Annotated in this window: 13 protein-coding genes; 5 read left to right on the top strand and 8 right to left on the bottom strand. The window is 63.1% G+C overall.

Going from position 1 to position 17,884, the window contains the following annotated elements; all coding sequences use genetic code 11:
- Positions 1 to 10: 10 nt before the first annotated feature.
- Both EKL29_RS05880 and EKL29_RS05875 read right to left on the bottom strand, forming a co-directional pair.
- Entirely contained in the window at positions 11 to 1,627 is a 1,617-nt protein-coding gene (locus tag EKL29_RS05880; RefSeq protein WP_126689108.1) for a (2,3-dihydroxybenzoyl)adenylate synthase, read from the bottom strand.
- Positions 1,628 to 1,637: 10 nt separating this feature from the next.
- The gene (locus EKL29_RS05875; RefSeq protein ID WP_126689107.1) at positions 1,638 to 2,816 is read right to left on the bottom strand and encodes an isochorismate synthase; all 1,179 of its coding nucleotides are present in this window, start codon (positions 2,814 to 2,816) and stop codon (positions 1,638 to 1,640) included.
- Positions 2,817 to 3,011: 195 nt separating this feature from the next.
- Between EKL29_RS05875 and fepB the strand changes: the two genes are divergently transcribed.
- Positions 3,012 to 3,959 carry a Fe2+-enterobactin ABC transporter substrate-binding protein gene (gene fepB / locus EKL29_RS05870; protein WP_376749700.1) on the top strand — a complete coding sequence of 316 codons (948 nt, stop codon included), beginning with the start codon at positions 3,012 to 3,014 and terminating at the stop codon, positions 3,957 to 3,959.
- On the opposite strand, the gene entS is transcribed toward fepB, so the two are convergent.
- On the bottom strand, positions 3,954 to 5,204 hold the full coding sequence (gene entS / locus EKL29_RS05865) for an enterobactin transporter EntS (protein WP_126689105.1): 1,251 nt from the start codon (positions 5,202 to 5,204) through the stop codon (positions 3,954 to 3,956). The two genes, fepB and entS, sit on opposite strands and share 6 nt — an antisense overlap.
- Before the next feature lie 143 nt (positions 5,205 to 5,347).
- On the opposite strand from entS, the gene fepD reads away from it, so the two are divergent.
- Genes fepD through EKL29_RS05850 form a run of 3 tightly spaced genes read left to right on the top strand, consistent with a single transcriptional unit; the run spans position 5,348 to position 8,135 of the window.
- Entirely contained in the window at positions 5,348 to 6,337 is a 990-nt protein-coding gene (fepD, locus tag EKL29_RS05860; RefSeq protein WP_126689104.1) for a Fe(3+)-siderophore ABC transporter permease, read from the top strand.
- A gap of 8 nt (positions 6,338 to 6,345) precedes the next feature.
- Positions 6,346 to 7,314 (top strand): iron-enterobactin ABC transporter permease, encoded by a 969-nt coding sequence (gene fepG / locus EKL29_RS05855; RefSeq protein ID WP_376749699.1) that lies wholly within the window; start codon positions 6,346 to 6,348, stop codon positions 7,312 to 7,314.
- Positions 7,311 to 8,135, top strand: coding sequence for an ATP-binding cassette domain-containing protein (locus EKL29_RS05850; protein ID WP_126689102.1), 825 nt, complete (start codon positions 7,311 to 7,313; stop codon positions 8,133 to 8,135). Before fepG ends, EKL29_RS05850 begins: the two co-directional genes overlap by 4 nt.
- A 135-nt stretch (positions 8,136 to 8,270) precedes the next feature.
- Here EKL29_RS05850 and EKL29_RS05845 read toward each other — a convergent pair whose 3' ends face one another.
- Genes EKL29_RS05845 through fes form a run of 3 tightly spaced genes read right to left on the bottom strand, consistent with a single transcriptional unit; the run spans position 8,271 to position 13,654 of the window.
- The gene (locus EKL29_RS05845) at positions 8,271 to 12,191 is read right to left on the bottom strand and encodes an enterobactin synthase subunit F (protein ID WP_126689101.1); all 3,921 of its coding nucleotides are present in this window, start codon (positions 12,189 to 12,191) and stop codon (positions 8,271 to 8,273) included.
- The gene (locus EKL29_RS05840) at positions 12,184 to 12,402 is read right to left on the bottom strand and encodes an MbtH family protein (RefSeq protein ID WP_120455397.1); all 219 of its coding nucleotides are present in this window, start codon (positions 12,400 to 12,402) and stop codon (positions 12,184 to 12,186) included. The genes EKL29_RS05845 and EKL29_RS05840 overlap by 8 nt, the downstream gene beginning before the upstream one ends.
- Positions 12,403 to 12,442: 40 nt before the next feature.
- Positions 12,443 to 13,654, bottom strand: coding sequence for an enterochelin esterase (fes, locus tag EKL29_RS05835; RefSeq protein WP_126689100.1), 1,212 nt, complete (start codon positions 13,652 to 13,654; stop codon positions 12,443 to 12,445).
- A gap of 274 nt (positions 13,655 to 13,928) precedes the next feature.
- Between fes and EKL29_RS05830 the strand changes: the two genes are divergently transcribed.
- Positions 13,929 to 16,163: a TonB-dependent siderophore receptor gene (locus tag EKL29_RS05830; RefSeq protein WP_126689099.1), complete on the top strand. Its 2,235-nt coding sequence runs from the start codon at positions 13,929 to 13,931 to the stop codon at positions 16,161 to 16,163.
- On the opposite strand, the gene pmrB is transcribed toward EKL29_RS05830, so the two are convergent.
- Both pmrB and pmrA read right to left on the bottom strand, forming a co-directional pair.
- Positions 16,164 to 17,222 carry a two-component system sensor histidine kinase PmrB gene (gene pmrB / locus EKL29_RS05825; RefSeq protein WP_120455403.1) on the bottom strand — a complete coding sequence of 353 codons (1,059 nt, stop codon included), beginning with the start codon at positions 17,220 to 17,222 and terminating at the stop codon, positions 16,164 to 16,166.
- Positions 17,219 to 17,881 (bottom strand): two-component system response regulator PmrA, encoded by a 663-nt coding sequence (pmrA, locus tag EKL29_RS05820; RefSeq protein ID WP_120455405.1) that lies wholly within the window; start codon positions 17,879 to 17,881, stop codon positions 17,219 to 17,221. Before pmrA ends, pmrB begins: the two co-directional genes overlap by 4 nt.
- Positions 17,882 to 17,884: the final 3 nt, after the last annotated feature.

Raw genomic sequence — 17,884 nt, 5'->3', positions numbered from 1 at the left:
CCGGAACAGGTCAGGCTTGTGCTTGCTGAGCGGCAAGCTGTTGGCGCAGGCGTTTCTTGTCTACTTTGCCGACGGGCGTCAGCGGCAGTTCATCCACGCAGGTAATACGGTCGGGCAATTTATAGTCGGCGACGCCCAGTTCGCGCAGGTGGCGTCGCAGCACCACCGGTTTGATCGGCTGACGGGAAACGATAAAGGCGCAGCTCTTTTCGCCCATCAGCTCGTCCTGCATCGACACCAGCGCCGCATGGATCACATCGGCATGGCGCTGCAGGAGGTTTTCAATCTCCTCTGCGGCGATCTTTTCGCCGCCGCGGTTGATCTGATCTTTTTCACGGCCCTGTACGGTGATGTAGCCCTGCGGGTTAATCTCGATCAGATCGCCCGAGCAGTAAAAACCCTCGGCGTCGAAGCTGGCCGCGTTGTGCTCCGGGCTTTTGTAATAGCCGCGAAAGGTATAGGGGCCACGCGTCATCAGTCGGCCGATAGCGCCGGTTGGCAGCGGATTGCCGTTTTCGTCTGCCACCCAGACCTCATCGTCCGGTGAAATCGGACGGCCCTGCGTGGTGAGTATGGTTTTCTCGTCGTCATCGAAGCGGGTGTAGTTCACCAGGCCTTCAGCCATGCCGAACACCTGCTGCAGCCTGCAGCCGATCTCGCTCTGAATACGCGCCGCGATGGTTTCGCTCAGCTTCGCTCCGCCGACCTGCATACGCTGCAAAGATGCCAGCGCCTTATTGCTGCCCCACTCATTGATCGCCTGCAGCCAGAGGCTGACGGCGGGCGGCACCAGGCCGGTGTCGGTCACCTGATGCTTTTCGATCAGCAGGAAGCAGTTCGTCGCGCTGGGATCTTCGGCCAGAATCACCTGGCCGCCCGCATAGAAGACGCCCAGCGAGCCGGGCGAACTCATTGCAAAGTTATGCGGCGCGGGCAGGGCGATCAGGTAACGCGTTTCGGCCGTGACTGCGCAGATCTCGTCGCTGGCGCGAATGCTGTAGTAGTAGTCATTATGAGTACGCGGGATAAGCTTTGGCGTTCCGGTGCTGCCGCCGGAGAGCTGGAAAAGAGCCACGTCGTCGGCGGCGGTCGGCGTTGGCCGGTAGTCGCCCGCCGCTTCGGCCATCAGCGCTTCCAGGGTATTTTCCGGCTGGCTGTCATTGCGCAGGATCACCTGCCGCAGCGAGGGCTGGGCGGCGCACAGCGCGTCGATAAAGCTATCGTCGGCGAACAGCGCATGGCGACGATCGGCGATCAGCAGCGCGGGTTCGATCTGCGCGGCGTAGGCCTGCAGCTCGGTGCGCTGGTGGCTGAACAGCGCATAGACCGACACGACGCCCAGCTTAAACAGGGCGAAAACGGTGACGTAGAAGTCGGCGACATTGCCGAGCTGCACCAGCGCGGTATCGCCGTTTTTCAACCCGCGGCGCTGTAGCGCGGCAGCCAGGTTGTCGCTGCGCTGCGCCAGCTGACGGTAGCTCAGCTGCAGATCGCCCTCGATAATGGCGATGGCGTCGCTGTTTTTATGACGCTCCAGGATATCGGTCATCGGCACATCCAGCCAGTAACCTTTCTCGCGGTAGCGCGCCGCCAGATCGTCTGGCCAGCGGTGGTAGGGGATCGACATGGTATTTCCTTTATTGCAGTCCAAAAGCGCGCAGCATGGTGTCGAGCTTGACACCGGTCTCGCGCCATTCTGATTCCGGTTGCGAATCCGCCACGATGCCCGCGCCAGCGAACAGGCGCACCCGCGCGCCCTGTACGGTGCCGCAGCGGATGGTCACGACCCATTCGCCGTTGCCCTGATCGTCGCACCAGCCAACGATTCCGCCGAACAGCCGACGGTCAAACGGCTCCAGCGTCTGGATCAGCTGCTGCGCGCGCTGATGCGGGAAGCCGCTCAGGGCTGGTGTCGGATGCAGCAGACAGGCGAGCGACAGCGCGTTCTCCTGTTCGTCGAGCGCTTCGCCGTCGATCTGCGTCGCCAGATGCCACAGCGTGGCGGTCGTCAGCAGAGAAGGGGTGGCGGGAACCGAGAGCAGGCGGCTGCGCGGCTGCAGCACCTCACGCATCGCATCTGTCACCAGCTTATGCTCGTGGCGATCTTTCGCCGACTGCATCAGAGCGTCGCCGGCGGCCCGGTCGCGCGCTGCGACGGCGTCGCGACGCGCAGATCCGGCGAGCGGACAGGAGCTGAAATCGCGCCCCTCTTTGCGCAGCATCAGCTCCGGGCTGGCGCCGACCAGCGAGCCGCCCTGCGGCAGCGGCAGGTGAAAGTGATAGCTGTCAGGGTTTTGCGCCACGATGCGCTGCATCAGTGCGGCGATATCCACCGGCTGTTCCGTCACGATATCCATCAGGCGCGACAGCACCACTTTATCCAGCTCGCCGCGCTGCGTGGCCGTAACGGCCTGCGCCACCATCGCGGTAAAAGCATCGTGCTCCGGCACGGCGGCGCGGCGACGCACCTGCGGCAGCGGCGCCTGAACCGCCGTCAGCGCACCTTGTAAATCGGCGCGGTCAAAGGTCTGATGCGATTCAGGAATAAACAGCGCGGCGGGCTGCGTGACGTCGAAAGGGATAGCGCCGACCAGGATCGGATGGGCAATACCCTGTTTTTTTGCCGCGGCGAAGTGGCGGCGCAACTGCTGTTGAAAATCGCCGTTTAGCGCATCGCCATCGGTCACCGGGGTGGTGACGGTGGTGTAGCAGCCTTGCGTAGCGATACTGCGCCACGGAGATGTGAAGATAAAACCCCGACACAGCGCGGAGAAATCCTGAAGCTGGGGATTTCCAAACGTCAACGTTTCAACCATAATTTTCACCTATAAATGATAAGATAATTAATAATGATTATCATTTGTATTGTGGTTCTGTAACCTACGTTGATTGGGCCGGAGTGTCAATAAATTCGCGGCGTTCAGCGCGCGATCTCAGCGTGTTTCAGAAAGGTGGCAGGGCTTTGTCTTACAGTAAAAGGTGGACTGAATCTTATGTTTAAGCGGACTTTTATGACGGTGGCCGCGCTGCTTTTCGTCACGTTGCTGGCTAACCCGGACGCGCGGGCCGACGGCGGCTGGCCGCGCACGCTGCAAAGCGCCCACGGCAGCGTGACGCTGCCAAAAGCGCCGCAGCGTATCGTCTCGACCAGCATGACGCTGACCGGCTCGCTGCTGGCGATCGACGCGCCGGTAATCGCCAGCGGCGCAACCGCTCCAGGCAGCCGTCTGGCCGACGATCAGGGTTTTTTTCGTCAGTGGGGCGACGTAGCGAAGCGTAAAAACGTTAAGCGCCTCTATATCGGCGAACCCAGCGCCGAAGCAGTGGCCGCCGAAGCGCCGGACCTGATTATCGTCAGCGCCACCGGCAACGATTCCGCCATTAAGCTGGTGGATCAGTTCTCGGCCATTGCGCCGACGCTGGTGGTGAACTATGACGACAAAAGCTGGCAGCAGCTGGTGACGCTGCTTGGCGAAGCGACCGGCCACGAAGCTGATGCGGCGGCGCGCGTTAAGGCGTTTGATGAGCAGGAGGCGGCGCTGAAGCAGAAAATCACGCTGCCGCCGCAGCCCGTTTCCGCGATGGTATTTAACGGCGATGGCCGCGCGGTGAACCTCTGGACCAGCGAATCGGCGCAGGGCAAGCTGCTGGAGCAGCTCGGCTTTACGCTCGCCGTGCCGCCCGCCAACCTGCAGCAGATGCACAGCATGGGCCAGCGCAAAGATATTATTCAGCTCTCTGGCGAAAATGTCGCCAGCGGCCTGAACGGCAATAGCTTCCTGCTGTTCGCCGCAGAAGATCAGACCGCGCAGCAGCTGATGCAAAACCCTTTCCTGGCGCAGACCGCAGCGGTGAAACAGCGGCAGGTTTATGCGCTGGGCGCGGATACTTTCCGTCTTGACTACTACAGCGCCAGCCATCTGCTGGCGCGTCTGGAGCAGCTGTTCGTTAAGTCATAACGCCTCGTCCGCCAGCGTCGACGCTGGCGGCTGATAGCGTCGTAGCCTCGCCATCAGGATCCACATCGCTAACCCCAGCAGCGCCGCGCCGAAACCGAAAAGCGCGGCGGCCTGCTGCGGCAGCAGCCATGTCCCCATCGCGCCGATCAGCGCCGCGCCGACTGCATCGCCGGTAACATTCTGCGCCGTCCAGAGGCTATTGATGCGCCCCAGCAGCGCATCAGGCGTCAGCGACTGGATCAGCGTGTATTGCACCAGGCTGTTAATGGCGCTGAAGTAGCCGAACGCCGCCAGACACGCCAGGCTGAGCGCGAACAGCGGCATCAGGCTAAACAGCCCAAGCGCGAGAAAGGCGGCGATGGCGCTGCCCAGGATCAATCTCCCAGGCTGCGGCGACTGCGTCAGGCGTCCGCTGGTCAATGCGCCCAGCGCCGCGCCGAGCGGCACGGCGGCATACATCAGGCCCAGCTCATCGAGACTGACTTGCCAGTGCGGCGCCAGCGCCGGATAGAGCACGCGCACCGCGCTCGCCAGCGTTACCAGCGCGCCGATCAGCGCAGCCATACCGACCACCGGCGCGGCGAAAAGAAACTGCACGCCGCTGGCAAGCGCCCTGAGCGGATGCTCGCGCTGCTGGGGCGGCGGCGGCATCACGGGCAGCCTGAGCAGGGTTAACACGGTGAGCAGCGTACCGAAGGCGGCGAGCGCGTAGTTCCATGCCGCGCCGCCGTGCGCCAGCACCACGCCACCGATGGCGGGCGAGAGGATCGCGCCGAAGCGTACCGTCAGCATGGTAATGGCGCCCGCCTGCATCAGATTTTCGCGTCCCACCAGCGCCGGGGTCGCCGCCAGCAGCGCGGTGACGCCGAGCGCGCCGAAAAAACCGTCCCATAAACCCAGCAGGAAAACCGCGCTGACCGAAGGCGTCGGCAGCGAAGCGTTAATGGCCAGCGCCACGAAGCCGAGGCCGCAGGTGGAGCGCGCCATCAGGATCAGACGCTTGCGTTCATAGCGATCCGCCAGCACGCCGCCGGTCAACAGCCCGATAAACATGCCTGCGCCCGCCAGGGTGACCGCCAGCCCGACCAGCGCAGGAGAGCGGGTCAGCTGCTGAATTTGCACCGGAACGGCAATGGCCAGCATGCCGAGCGCGACAATAGAGATAAAGCGGGCGATAAAAACCGCGCGAAAAGCGGGGTGGGTCTTCAACAGGCTGAGGTCGATCAGATGGGAGGGTTTGGTCATTTCTGTGCCTTTTGCTGCGGTTTTCCTCGTTATGGTCGAGGAGAATCATGGTAACATACAAAATACGAGTAATAACGATAACAAGTATCATTATCAAATTGATGCGCCAGACGCGTCAGTGAACAGTGAAGGTTCGGAACGTTATGCGCCAACTCACCGCAATAGCCGCCTCAGGGATGCTGCTGTTGCTCTTGCTCGCGCTCAGCCTGATGCTCGGCGCCAAATCGATCGCCATCCATGATGTTTATCTTGCCCTGACCACCCGCTGCGACAGCGCCGACTGCATAATTGTGCGCGAAGCGCGCCTGCCGCGTACTCTCGCAGGTTTAATGGCGGGTTGCGCGCTGGGGCTGGCGGGCGCGCTGATGCAGAGCCTGACGCGTAACCCGCTCGCCGATCCCGGCATCCTGGGCGTTAATGCGGGCGCAGGTTTCGCCGTGGTGCTCGGCATCGCTCTGTTTGGCGCGGATTCGCCCGCCGACTGGCTCGGCTTCGCCTTTAGCGGCGCGCTGCTGGCGTCGCTGCTGGTGGCGCTGACCGGCGCGCTCGGCGGCGGTCGTGTCAATCCTGTGCGCCTGACCCTGGCGGGCGTGGCGCTGGGCGCGGTGCTGGAAGGGCTGACCTCCGGCCTTTCTCTCCTGAACCCCGATATTTATGATCATCTGCGCTTCTGGCACAGCGGCTCGCTGGATATTCGCAGCGTTGCCGTACTGCGCGTGACGTATCCGGCTGTGGCTGTGGGCGTGCTGATTGCGCTGCTGCTGTCGCGCTCGCTCAACAGCCTGAGCATGGGCGGCGATCTGGCGACGGCGCTCGGCACGCGCGTGGCGCGAACGCAGATTCTGGGACTGCTGGCTATCGCCCTGCTGAGCGGCGCCGCAACGGCCGCCGTTGGCCCCATCGCCTTTGTCGGGCTGATGACGCCGCATCTGGCCCGCTGGCTGTGGGGCAACGATCATCGCTGGATGCTGCCTGGCACGCTGCTGATTACGCCCTGTCTACTGCTGGCCGCCGATATTCTCGGGCGTCTGATGGTGCCCGGCGAGCTGCGCGTCGCCGTCGTTACCGCGCTGCTCGGCGCGCCGATGTTGATTGTGCTGGTGCGCCGCAAGCTGGGAAGAGGGCAGGTATGAGCCGGACGATGAGGCATACAATCTGGCTGCTGGCAGCCTGCGCGCTGCTGGCTTTTTTTGGCGTCACCCGCGGCGCGCTGCCGATTACGGGCGCGCAGCTCTGGCAGTTAATCACCGGTGAGGCGGCGCGCAACGTTCAGCTGATTGTGCTGGAGTGGCGCCTGCCGCGCGTGACAATGGCGTTGCTGATCGGCGCAGCGCTGGGCGTCAGCGGCGCGATTTTTCAGTCTTTGCTGCGTAACCCGCTCGGCAGCCCCGACATACTCGGCTTCAATACCGGCGCCTACAGCGGTGTGCTGGTGGCGCTGGTGCTGTTTCACCAGCACAGCGAAACGATAACGCTGGCGGCGCTGCTGGGCGGCGTACTTACTGCAGGCGTGGTCTATCTTTTCGCCTGGCGCAACGGCGTCGAGACCTTCCGGCTGATTATCGTCGGTATCAGCGTGCGTGCGCTGCTGATGGCGCTCAACGGCTGGCTGATTATCAGCGCCTCGCTGGAGGCGGCGCTCAGCGCAGGGCTATGGAACGCCGGATCGCTCAACGGCATCACCTGGGCGAAAACGACGCCGGTGATCGTCGTGCTGCTGGCGGCGCTGCTGATGACCGCGCTAATGGCGCGGCGTATGCGTCTGATGGAGATGGGCGACGATACCGCCTGCGCGCTGGGCGTGCCGGTGGAGCGCAGTCGGCTGTGGCTGATGCTGCTCGGCGTGGTGCTGACCGCCGCCTCGACCGCGCTGGCTGGCCCCATTTCGTTCGTCGCGCTGCTGGCACCGCAGATCGCCCGTCGCCTGTGCGGCGGCATCAAAGGCGCGCTGCCGCTGGCGGCGCTGTGCGGCGCGCTGCTGCTGCTGGCGGCGGACTACGCGGCGCAGCACCTTTTCCTGCCTTATCAGCTGCCGGTCGGCGTGATTACCGTCAGCCTCGGCGGGCTTTATCTGATTACACTACTGGTTCGGGAGGCACGACGCCAATGACAGAGAAGATTGCCCGCCTGCAGGGCGATGCGCTGACGCTGGGCTACGAGAAAAAAATTGTGGCGGAGGCGCTGTCGGTAACAATTCCGGATGGCGAACTGACGGTGATTATCGGCCCCAACGCCTGCGGCAAATCGACGCTGCTGCGGGCACTGAGTCGCCTGGCGCCGCCGCTCAAGGGGCAGGTGCTGCTCGACGGCGAGGCGATTTCGCGTTTCTCTACCAAAGAGGTGGCGCGGCGTCTCGGTCTGCTGCCGCAAAGCTCGCAGGCGCCGTCGGGCATCAGCGTCAGCGAACTGGTGGCGCGCGGCCGCTATCCGCATCAGCCTTTGTTTGGTCGCTGGCGCGATGAGGATGAAGCGGCGGTACAGCAGGCGATGCAGGCGACCGGCATGGCGGATATCGCTGCGCAGCCGGTGGATCAGCTCTCCGGCGGGCAGCGTCAGCGCGTCTGGATCGCTATGGTGCTGGCGCAGCAAACGCCGCTGCTGCTGCTGGACGAACCCACGACCTGGCTCGATATTACCCATCAAATTGAACTGCTGGAGCTGATGCAGGATCTTAATCAGCAGCATGGCCGCACGCTGGTGGTGGTGCTGCACGATCTCAATCAGGCGTGTCGCTACGCCACCCACCTGATTGCGATGCGCAGCGGCCAGATTGTCGCCGAGGGCAAGCCGTCTGAGATTATTACGCCGGAGCTGATTGAGGCGGTGTATGGGCTGCGCTGCATGATCGTGCAGGACCCGGTGGCACACACGCCGATGATTGTGCCGCTGGGGCGCGGCGGAAGCGGAAGGACGAATCAAAAACCGCACTAAACATGGCAGAGCGGGTAGTCTGGTCCGAAGAGCAAAGCGTCCCGCGCCATGGATGGCGCGGGCCGAGCGGGCATGGATGCCTTGAGCGACTTTGCGATCGGACCAGACTACCCGTGACCGCACCTTACTCTGGAATCAGGCAAACTTTGCCAGCAACTGCTGCAACTGCGGACCGATCTGCGCGAACATGCGCGGCGAGATAATCTCTACGTGGGCGCACGCCAGCGGCCACACCTCAAGCTCGCCTACATAGGGCGCCCAGGCGCGGCGCGCATCCTGACCCGGCTGCTGCGTCTGGGTGGCGAGGAACAGCGTGGCGCGGCCGTTGAAGCGCGCGCTGCGCGCCGTCGCCAGCAGGCGTACCGAACTGGCGTAGTTGGCCTCAATCGCATCGAACATCGCCTCCAGCCCTTCGCCCGCCTGCTGACGCTGCGCGGCGACAAACTGTTCGCGTTCGCGGTTAACCTCATCCAGCACCGCTGGATCCAGCTGGTTCTTGCCACGTTTCTCGTCCCAGTTTTGCGTCTCAGGCGGCCAGGTATCAAGCAGGCCGAGGAACGCCACCTCTTCGCCAAGCGCCTCCAGCCGCGCGGCGATGCCCTGCGCCAGGGTGCCGCCCAGCGAATAGCCGAGGAAGTAGTAAGGACCGTGCGGCTGCTGCTGGCGCAGCGTGGCGAGGTGCGCGTCGCAGACCGCGTCCAGATGCGCCGCCTGACTGAGCGGGCCGCTGGCGTCGGGCGACTGGATGCCGACGATTGACCAGCGTGCGTCAAGATAGCGCTGCAGAACACTGAACTGCCAGGCGAAGCCCGACGCCGGATGGAAGCAGAAGAGCGTCGGCCCGCTGCCCTGGCGCAGCGGCAGTACCGGCTCGAAGCCAGCGTTTTGCGCCGCCTGCGCGTCGCTCAGCAGGGCCGCCAGCTTCTCAACCGTAGCGGCGACCATAATCTGACCGACGGAAACCGGCAGTTGCAGTTCGCGCCGCAGCTGCGCTGCCAGGCGCATCGCCAGCAGTGAATGACCGCCCAGCGCAAAGAAGTCCTCCTGCGCGCCGACGCTGTCGCGCGCCAGCAGCGTGGCGAACGCCTCCGCCAGCTGCGTCTCCAGTCCCGGCAGCGGCGCGCGGCCCGCGTCGTTCGCGCGGCTTTGCGGCAGCGGCAGGGCTTTGCGGTCCAGCTTACCGTTGCTGCTGAGCGGCAGTGCCTCCAGCTCGACGATCGCGACTGGCACCATATGCGCGGGCAGCTGTTGCGCCAGCGCGGCGCGTATCGCCTCGGCATCAACCGGCCGATCTGCCACGACATAGCCTACCAGCTGGCGCGCATCGCCCTGCTGCGCGCCAGCGTTGCCCAGCACCACCGCATGCGTCACCGCCTGCAGAACGCCTGGCTGTGACGCCAGCGCATGGTCAATCTCATTCAGTTCAATTCGCTGGCCGCGGATCTTCAGCTGATCGTCGCTGCGGCCAAGGTATTCCACCGCACCGTTAGCGAGCCAGCGCGCTACGTCGCCGGTACGGTACATGCGCGTGCCGTTGCCAAAGGGATCGGCGACAAAGCGGCTGGCGGTCAGGTCGGGGCGGTCGAGGTAGCCGTGCGCCAGCTGCACGCCGGTGAGATAGAGATCGCCAGCGACACCCGGCGGAACCGGCTGCAGGCGCGCATCAAGAATGCGTAAGCCGGTATTCCAGACCGGGAAACCGATCGGCACGCTGGCGCCTTCTACCGCCGCCAGCTCGGGGCCGAAAGCGGGATAGTAACTGACGTCTACCGCCGCCTCGGTCGGGCCGTAGAGGTTGTGTAGCGGCACCCGGGTCAGGGCTTCCCACTGACGAGACAGCCCGGCAGGCAGCGCTTCGCCGCTGCAGAAGACGCGGCGCAGGCTGGCGCAGCGCGTAACGGCTTCGTCGTCCTGCAATGAGGCGACGAACGCCGCCAGCATCGAGGGAACAAAGTGCGTAGTGGTGACGCGCCAGCGCGCGAAGAGCTGCTGCAGCGCGTCGGGATCGCGGTGCGCGTCCGGCGGCGCCATTACCAGCTGCGCGCCCGTCAGCAGCGGCCAGAAAAACTCCCAGACGGAGACGTCGAAACTGCTGGGGGTCTTTTGCAAGACCACGTCGTCGGCGGAGAGCGGATAGCTCTGCTGCATCCACAGCAGCCGGTTGACGATCGCCTCATGGCTGACCAGCACCCCTTTCGGTCGTCCGGTCGAGCCGGAGGTATAGATAATGTAGGCGCCGTCCTGCGGACGCGGATGCTGAGCATGCTCGCTCGCGGCCGCCGCTGGCAGCAGCGCGTCATAAAAGAGCGGGGCGACAGACGAAAGCACGGCGAAACGCGCTGCCAGCTCGCGGCTGGTGATTAACCTCTTCGGCGCGGCGTCCTCCAGCATCATTCGCAGGCGATCGTCAGGATAGCCGGTATCAAGCGGCAGATATGCTGCGCCGACGCTAACGATCGCCTGCAGCGCCAGCGACAGAAAGATCGATCGCGGCAGCGCCACGGCGACGATATCGCCGCGTTGCACGCCGCTGGCGATCAGCTGCTGCGCCAGCGCCTCGACCTGCTGACGCATCTCGCGGTAGCTCAGCTGGTGACGGCTGTCCGCCAGCGCGGGCGCGTCCGGCGTGCGCAGCGCCTGCGCCTGCAGCAGGCTGCTGAGCGTCGCTTCCGGCAGCATTAGGGCGGTCTGGTTGATGCGATCCAATTGCTGATGCTCCGCCTCGGTGAGCAGATCCAGCTCGCCGCAGGGACGCTCGGGCTGCGCCGCCAGCTGGCGCAGCAGCAGATCGAAACGGCTGGCGTGCTGCGCCAGTACGCTCTCCTGATAACGTTCAGCGTTGGCCAGCAGCTCCAGCGTAAGCTCGCCCTGTTCGCTGATATAGATAGCGATCTCCAGATCGCGCACCGGCCCGGAAGCGAGCTGATGCGTTATGCCCTCAATGCCGTTGAAATCGAGCTGATAGTCAAACATCTTCAGGTTGATAACCGGACCGTAGAGCGGATCGCTATCGCCGAGGCGGCCTGCGTCGCGCTGAACCTGCTCGGCGTCGAAGCGCTGATGGCGGCGCATCTTTTTCACTTCGGCGGCCAGCTGGCGCGCCAGCGCGCTGAGCGGCTGAGCGGGATCGTAATGCACCGCCATCGGCAGCACGTTAATCACCGGGCCGGTGGCGCACAGCGCCGCTGAGCCGATGCGGCGCATAAAAATAAAGCCTGCGGCGAAATCATTCTGGCCACTCAGGCGCGCCAGCCAGAGCGCCACCAGTGCAAAGGCGGCATCGGCGGGGCTGACGGCCATCTGCTGCGCCAGCGTCTGGAAAAGCGCGCGGTCCGGCGAAATAGCATGGCGCAGCAGCGCGGTGCTGGCGCTCTGTCCAGCCAGCGGCAGCGGGGAGAGGGTGGCGGGCGGCGGCAGCTGCGCGCTCTTCTCGCGCCAGAAGTCGCGGTCCCGCTGCCAGGTCGGCGACGCCTGATAGCGCTGGTACTCCTCTACCACGTCGCTAAAGGGGACAAACGGGGTCGGCTCCGGCGTTTCGTTGCGCATCCATGCGCTGTAGAGGTTGGCGATGCGGCGCGTCAGGGCGGTAAAGCTAAAGCCGTCTACCACCAGGTGATGATAACGCTGATACCAGAACCAGTGCTGTTCGCCGAGGCGCATCAGCTGGTGATGCCACAGCGGCGCGCCGCTCAGCACGCGCAGGTCGCCGGACATATCGGCGTGCATCAGGGCGCGCGCGGCGGCTTCCGGATCCGCCTCCTGACGCAGATCGACAACCTCAGGCAGCGTAAAGGTCTGCGGCGACAGCCACTGCACCGCTTCGCCCTCACGTTCACCAAAGGCCATATTCAGCGTGTCGGCCTCCTGCATTCCGGCGACGATCGCCTTGCGCAGCAGCGCGCTGTCCAGCTCGCCGCGCAGCTCGACAAAATGCGCGACCGCATAGGCGTTAGCCTGTTGCGACAGCTGATCGGCCATCCAGATGCCGGGCTGCGCCGCAACCAGCGGCAGGATTTTCTGGTCGGTATGAAGGGAATTCATCAGGGTCTCAGACATGGTCGCTCCGGTTCGCAGTCGGGTGAGCGGGGCGAATATCGCGCCAGTTCGCATTGAGCCAGTTCAGACATTCCGCCTGCGGCCGGGGGCCGAATACGCTGCGCCAGCCGGCGGGCAGCGCGCGGAAAGCAGGCCAGAGGCTGTATTGCTGATAAGCGTTTATCAGCACGAGACAATCCTGCTGCGGATCGTCAAAGGGATTAGGTTGCATATCGGTCTCCTGCCCGCACCAGCCGGGCTAGCCAGGCGATTTAAAGAAGATGTTGCCACATTGCTTTCAGTCCGTTGAGCAGGCCGCCGCGCCAGCAGAGCGCGTCGTGGCCGCCGTCGACCGGGTGGAAAATGACCTGATGTCCCGCTGCGGAGAGGTCTTGTTTAAGCTGTTGGTTTGCTTTGAAGATCAGATGCTCGCGACGTCCGGCTTCCAGATAGAAGCGCGACGGCGAAAGACGGTAGTCGCCCTGCTGCAGCTGCTGGATCAGCCTGCCGTTGGCCTGGCCGCGCTCCGGCCACCAGAACGAGCCGGAAAGGCTGATGGCGCCGCCGAAATGGTGCGGCCAGTTAAGCGCCGCCCAGACGGAGGAGAGCCCGCCAAAACTCTGCCCGCTCACCAGCGTCTCGGCGGCGCTGGCGCGATGTGGCGCCCAACCCTGCAGCTGCGGCAGCAGCTCTTCCTGCAGGGCCAGCCAGAAATCGGGATTGCATGTCAGTTCGCGGCTGCGATGTTCGCGATCGATGATATCGACCATGACATAGACCGCCGGCGGCAGTTCGCCCGCGTCGGTAAGCTGTTGTAATGGCCAGGCGATCGGCATGCTGTTGGCCCAGAACTGACCGTCCAGCAGCAGCGCCAGCGGACGCGCGCTCGGCTGTGCGTCGCCGGTCGCGTAAACCCACACCGAACGACGATTGCCGAGGCGCGCGCTCTGCCAGATATGGTGCTGCAGCGGCAGCACCGGCGCGCAGCCGCTGTCGACCGCCTGCCAGACACGCTGATCGGGTGCCTCAGGGAGATGCAGCGGCGACACGCGCATGCCGCGTCCGCCCGCCCAGCCGCGCAGCGGGTTTAGCGGATCGTTCTGCGCGGTGGGAAATTTTTTGCTCCACCAGGCGCGCAGGGTCTGCATATCTGGTTCGCCCGCAAATGAGGCGGGATCGCTGTCGGGCATCAGGCAGTAGCTGCCGCGCCAGCTGGCAGGCAGCTGCGTGCGCCAGAACCAGACGTCGGTGCCTGCAATGCGGCTGAGCGAGCGGGGCGCGGCGCGCTGATGATGGTCAGTGACGCCGGTTATATTGATCCAGACACGGCGGATGGGAGAGGTGGCTTCGCTCCCCTGCGGATCGCGCCAGAAAAAGGTCACGCCGCATTCGCCGTTACCGACCAGCTCAATTAAGGGAAGCCCCTGCTGCTTTAAGGTATGCCACCAGGATTCACTGCCGGTTTCGTTGGTTAACCATGTCATAAATAGAGTATTTACTGGGCCAGATGCGCGCAAAGTTTCACAGATGTTATGAAGAATACTATTGATAATTATTTGCATTTGCAATAGGGTGTTTCCCGCTCCGATATCAGGAGCGCGCGCGTTCCGCCAGCCTCATCAGCCTGTGTTGTCAGACGGATGTTCCGCGATGGAAAGCTTGGGTGCGGCTGGAATGCTTGCTTGCAAGGAAAGACTCTTTCACCGGCGCGCCCGCAGGAGACGAACAGGTTTCCGCTGGCAATCCAGGAACATAAAAATGCTTAAATTATCCCGTTTGTCCTTAGCCATTTTGATTGAACTCGGCCTGACTGCCACCAGCGTACAGGCTGCAGACAGCAGCAGCACTTCTGCCTCCAGCAGCGGCGACACGCTGGTGGTCAGCGCGGCGCAGCAGAACCTGCAGGCACCGGGCGTTTCGACTATCACCGCCGACGAGATTAAAAAGCGCCCGCCTGCGCGCGACGTGTCGGAAATTATTCGCACCATGCCGGGCGTCAACCTGACCGGCAACTCCACCAGCGGCCAGCGCGGCAACAACCGCCAGATCGATATTCGCGGCATGGGGCCGGAAAATACCCTGATTCTGGTAGACGGCATGCCGATCTCCAGCCGCAACTCGGTGCGGCTGGGCTGGCGCGGCGAACGTGACACGCGCGGCGATACCAACTGGGTGCCGCCGGAGATGATCGAACGCATCGACGTCATCCGCGGCCCGGCGGCGGTGCGTTACGGTAACGGCGCGGCGGGCGGCGTGGTGAATATCATCACCAAAAAAAATGAGGACCAGCAGTGGCATGGTTCCTGGAACGCTTACTACAACGTGCCTGAGCATAAAGAAGAGGGCGCAACGCGGCGCACTAACTTCAGTCTGGAAGGGCCGCTGGGCGATGATGTCAGCTTCCGTCTCTACGGCAATCTGGCGAAAACCCAGGCGGACGCTTACAACATCAACGAAGGACATGCAGCGGAACGTACCGGAACCTATGCCGGAAGCTACCCGGCAGGCCGCGAAGGGGTGATCAATAAAGACATTAACGCCATGCTGCGCTGGGCGTTTGCGCCGATGCAGGCGCTGGAGTTTCAGGCGGGCTACAGCCGCCAGGGCAATCTCTACTCCGGCGACACCCAGAACACCAATACCAGCGATCTGGTGAAGAGCCTCTATGGCAAAGAGACCAACCGGCTCTACCGCCAGAACTTTGCGGTGAAATGGACCGGCGCCTGGGATAACGGCATCAGCACCAACAGCTACGCGCGCTATGAAAACACGCGCAACTCACGCATTAACGAAGGGCTGGCCGGCGGCACCGAAGGCATCTTCTCTAACAGCGGCTTCAATACGATTGAGCTGAACGATGTGCTGCTGCATAGCGAAATCAGCGTGCCGTTCGAACTGCTGGTGAATCAGACCGCCACCCTCGGCGTCGAGTGGAACCAGCAGCGTATGAAAGATCCCTCATCTACCACCCAGGCCGCCTCTGACGGCGCGGTGCCGGGCATCTCCAGCAGCGGGCGCAGCCCCTATTCGCAGGCGGAGATCTTCTCGATGTTCGCCGAAGACAATCTGGAGCTGACCGACAGCACCATGCTGACGCCCAGCCTGCGCTTCGATCACCACTCTATCGTCGGCGATAACTGGAGCCCGTCGCTTAACCTGTCCCAGGGCCTGGGAGATGACTTTACGCTGAAGATGGGCATCGGCCGCGCCTATAAAGCGCCGAGTCTCTACCAGACCAACCCGAATTATCTGCTCTACAGCAAAGGCCAGGGCTGCGCCGCCAGCACCGGCTCCTGCTATTTACAGGGCAACAGCGACCTGAAAGCGGAAAACAGCATCAACAAAGAGATTGGGCTGGAGTGGAAGCATGAAGGTTATCAGGCGGGGCTGACCTGGTTCCGCAACGACTACCGCAACAAGATCGAGGCGGGCTATGCGCCGTCCGGCAAAGCCTCTAACGGCACCACTGACATCTATAAGTGGGAGAACGTGCCGAAAGCGGTGGTAGAGGGGCTGGAGGGAACGGTGAACGTTCCTGTGACTGACAGTATCGCGTGGAATAACAACTTCACGTACATGCTGCAGAGCAAGAATAAAGAGACCGGCGATCGCCTGTCGATTATTCCTGAATACACGCTGAATTCTACGCTGAGCTGGCAGGCGACGCAGGATCTGTCGCTGCAAACCACCTTCACCTGGTACGGCAAACAGGTGCCGAAAAAGTATGACTACAAAGGTAATGCCGTGACCGGCAGTGCGACGAAGCAGGTAAGTCCTTACTCCATCATCGGGCTAAGCGGCACCTATGACGTAAATAAATACGCCAGCGTAACGGTCGGCGTCGACAACCTGTTTGACAAGCGTCACTACCGCCAGGGCAACGCGCAGACCACCGGCAATGCCACGACGGGCGCTTATCTCTATGGCGCGGGCGCGAATACCTACAATGAATCAGGCCGTACTTATTATGTCAGCCTGAATACCCATTTCTGATCAGTTAAGACGCAGCGGCAGTACGCAGCGGGCAATCAGCCCGCTGCGATCGCTGCGATTGATTAACTTCAACTCGCCGTAGTGCATCTGCAAGATGCGCAGGACAATATTCAGCCCCAGACCGCTGCCGCCGTAGCGCTGATCGCGACGGCGAAACGCTTTAGTCAACTCTTCCGCCGCCTCGGGATCGATGCCCGGCCCCTCATCAATAACGCTGAGAATAATGTGGCTGTCGCTCTCTTCCAGGGTTATTGCAATCTGGCTGCCCGCCGGGCTGTAGCGCGACGCGTTTTCCAGCAGGTTGCGCAGCAGCAGACGCAGCAGTACCGGCTCGCCCTGGCTTTGCGCTACCGCTTTTTCCGGCCAGGTAAGCTGCTGCTGGCGCTGTTCCACCAGCTCCCGCATCTCCGGCTGCAGCGGATGCAGTATCTCGGTCAGCCAGTGAACAGGCTGCGCGAGTCCGCTGGCCAGCGCCTGGCTGGCGCGCGCCAGCATCAGCAGCTGTTCAACGGTATGCATCAGTTGATCGATGCGCGCCACCAGCATCTCGCTGTGCGGCACGCCCTGCTGCTGCAACAGCTCAAGGTGCAGGCGCAGCCCGGCGAGCGGCGTGCGCAGCTCATGGGCTGCGTCTGCCGTAAACAGACGTTCCTGCTGTAGCGTATGGTCAAGGCGCGCCAGCAGCTGATTAATCGCGCCGGTAACCGAGACGATCTCTTCCATATCGGACTGAATGTCGAGCGGCGTGAGATTATCGGCGGAGCGCTGCGCCAGGCTGGTCTGCAGCGCGCGTAGCGGACGCACGATCCAGCTAATCGCCCAGAATGAGAGCACCAGCGTCAGGCCCACCATCACCACAGAGGGCAGCAGCAGCGAGGCGATCGCTTCGCGGATCTCATTTTCGACGCGATCGTTGCGCGCCTTGGCGGAGAGGGTTTCGTTAACAAGAAAGCCGATCTGTTCTCGGCTCTCATGCCACAGCCAGAACGCGCTCATGATCTGGCAGGTCAGCAGAATCAGCGCCAGCATAATCAGTAAGCGCTGACGCATACTGTTCATTCGCGGTTCTCCAGACGATAGCCGACACCGCGTACGGTTTTAATCCGGTCCTTGCCCAGCTTGCGGCGCAGATTATGAATATGCACTTCCAGGGTATTAGAGCCGGTATCATCCTGCCAGCTGTAGAGATCCTGCTGCAGCGTTTCGCGGTGCACATTTTGTCCGATGCGCATCAGCAGACGCGTCAGCAGCGCAAACTCCTTGGGCGTGACGTCAAGCGGCTGGTTCTCCAGCAATACCTGCTGCGAAGAGAGGTTGAGCGTCAGATCGCCCTGGCGCAGCATGTTATCGCTGTGGCCCTGATAGCGACGGATCAGCGCGCGCACGCGCGCCTGCAGCTCCGCCAGCGCCAGCGGCTTAATCAGATAGTCGTCGGCACCGGCGTCGAGTCCTTCCACGCGATCCTGGAGCGCATCGCGCGCGGTCAGGATCAATACCGGTAGATCGACGCCGGATCGCCGCCACTGACGCAGCAGATCGCCGCCGTCGCGATCCGGCAGGCCGAGATCCAGCACGATCAGGCTGTACTGCGCGCTGTGCAGCAACGCATCCGCCTCGGCGGCGCTGGCGGCGCAGTCAACGGCGTAACCCTGGCTGCTCAGGGCCTGAGTCAGGCCCGCCTGCAGCAGTACATCGTCTTCAACGATCAATATTTTCATGCG

The sequence above is a fragment of the Pantoea sp. YU22 genome, assembly GCF_003970755.1.
Classification (GTDB): domain Bacteria; phylum Pseudomonadota; class Gammaproteobacteria; order Enterobacterales; family Enterobacteriaceae; genus Pantoea; species Pantoea piersonii.
Note: the sequence above shows the minus strand (reverse complement) of the source record. Positions and strands in the feature narration are given on the sequence as shown.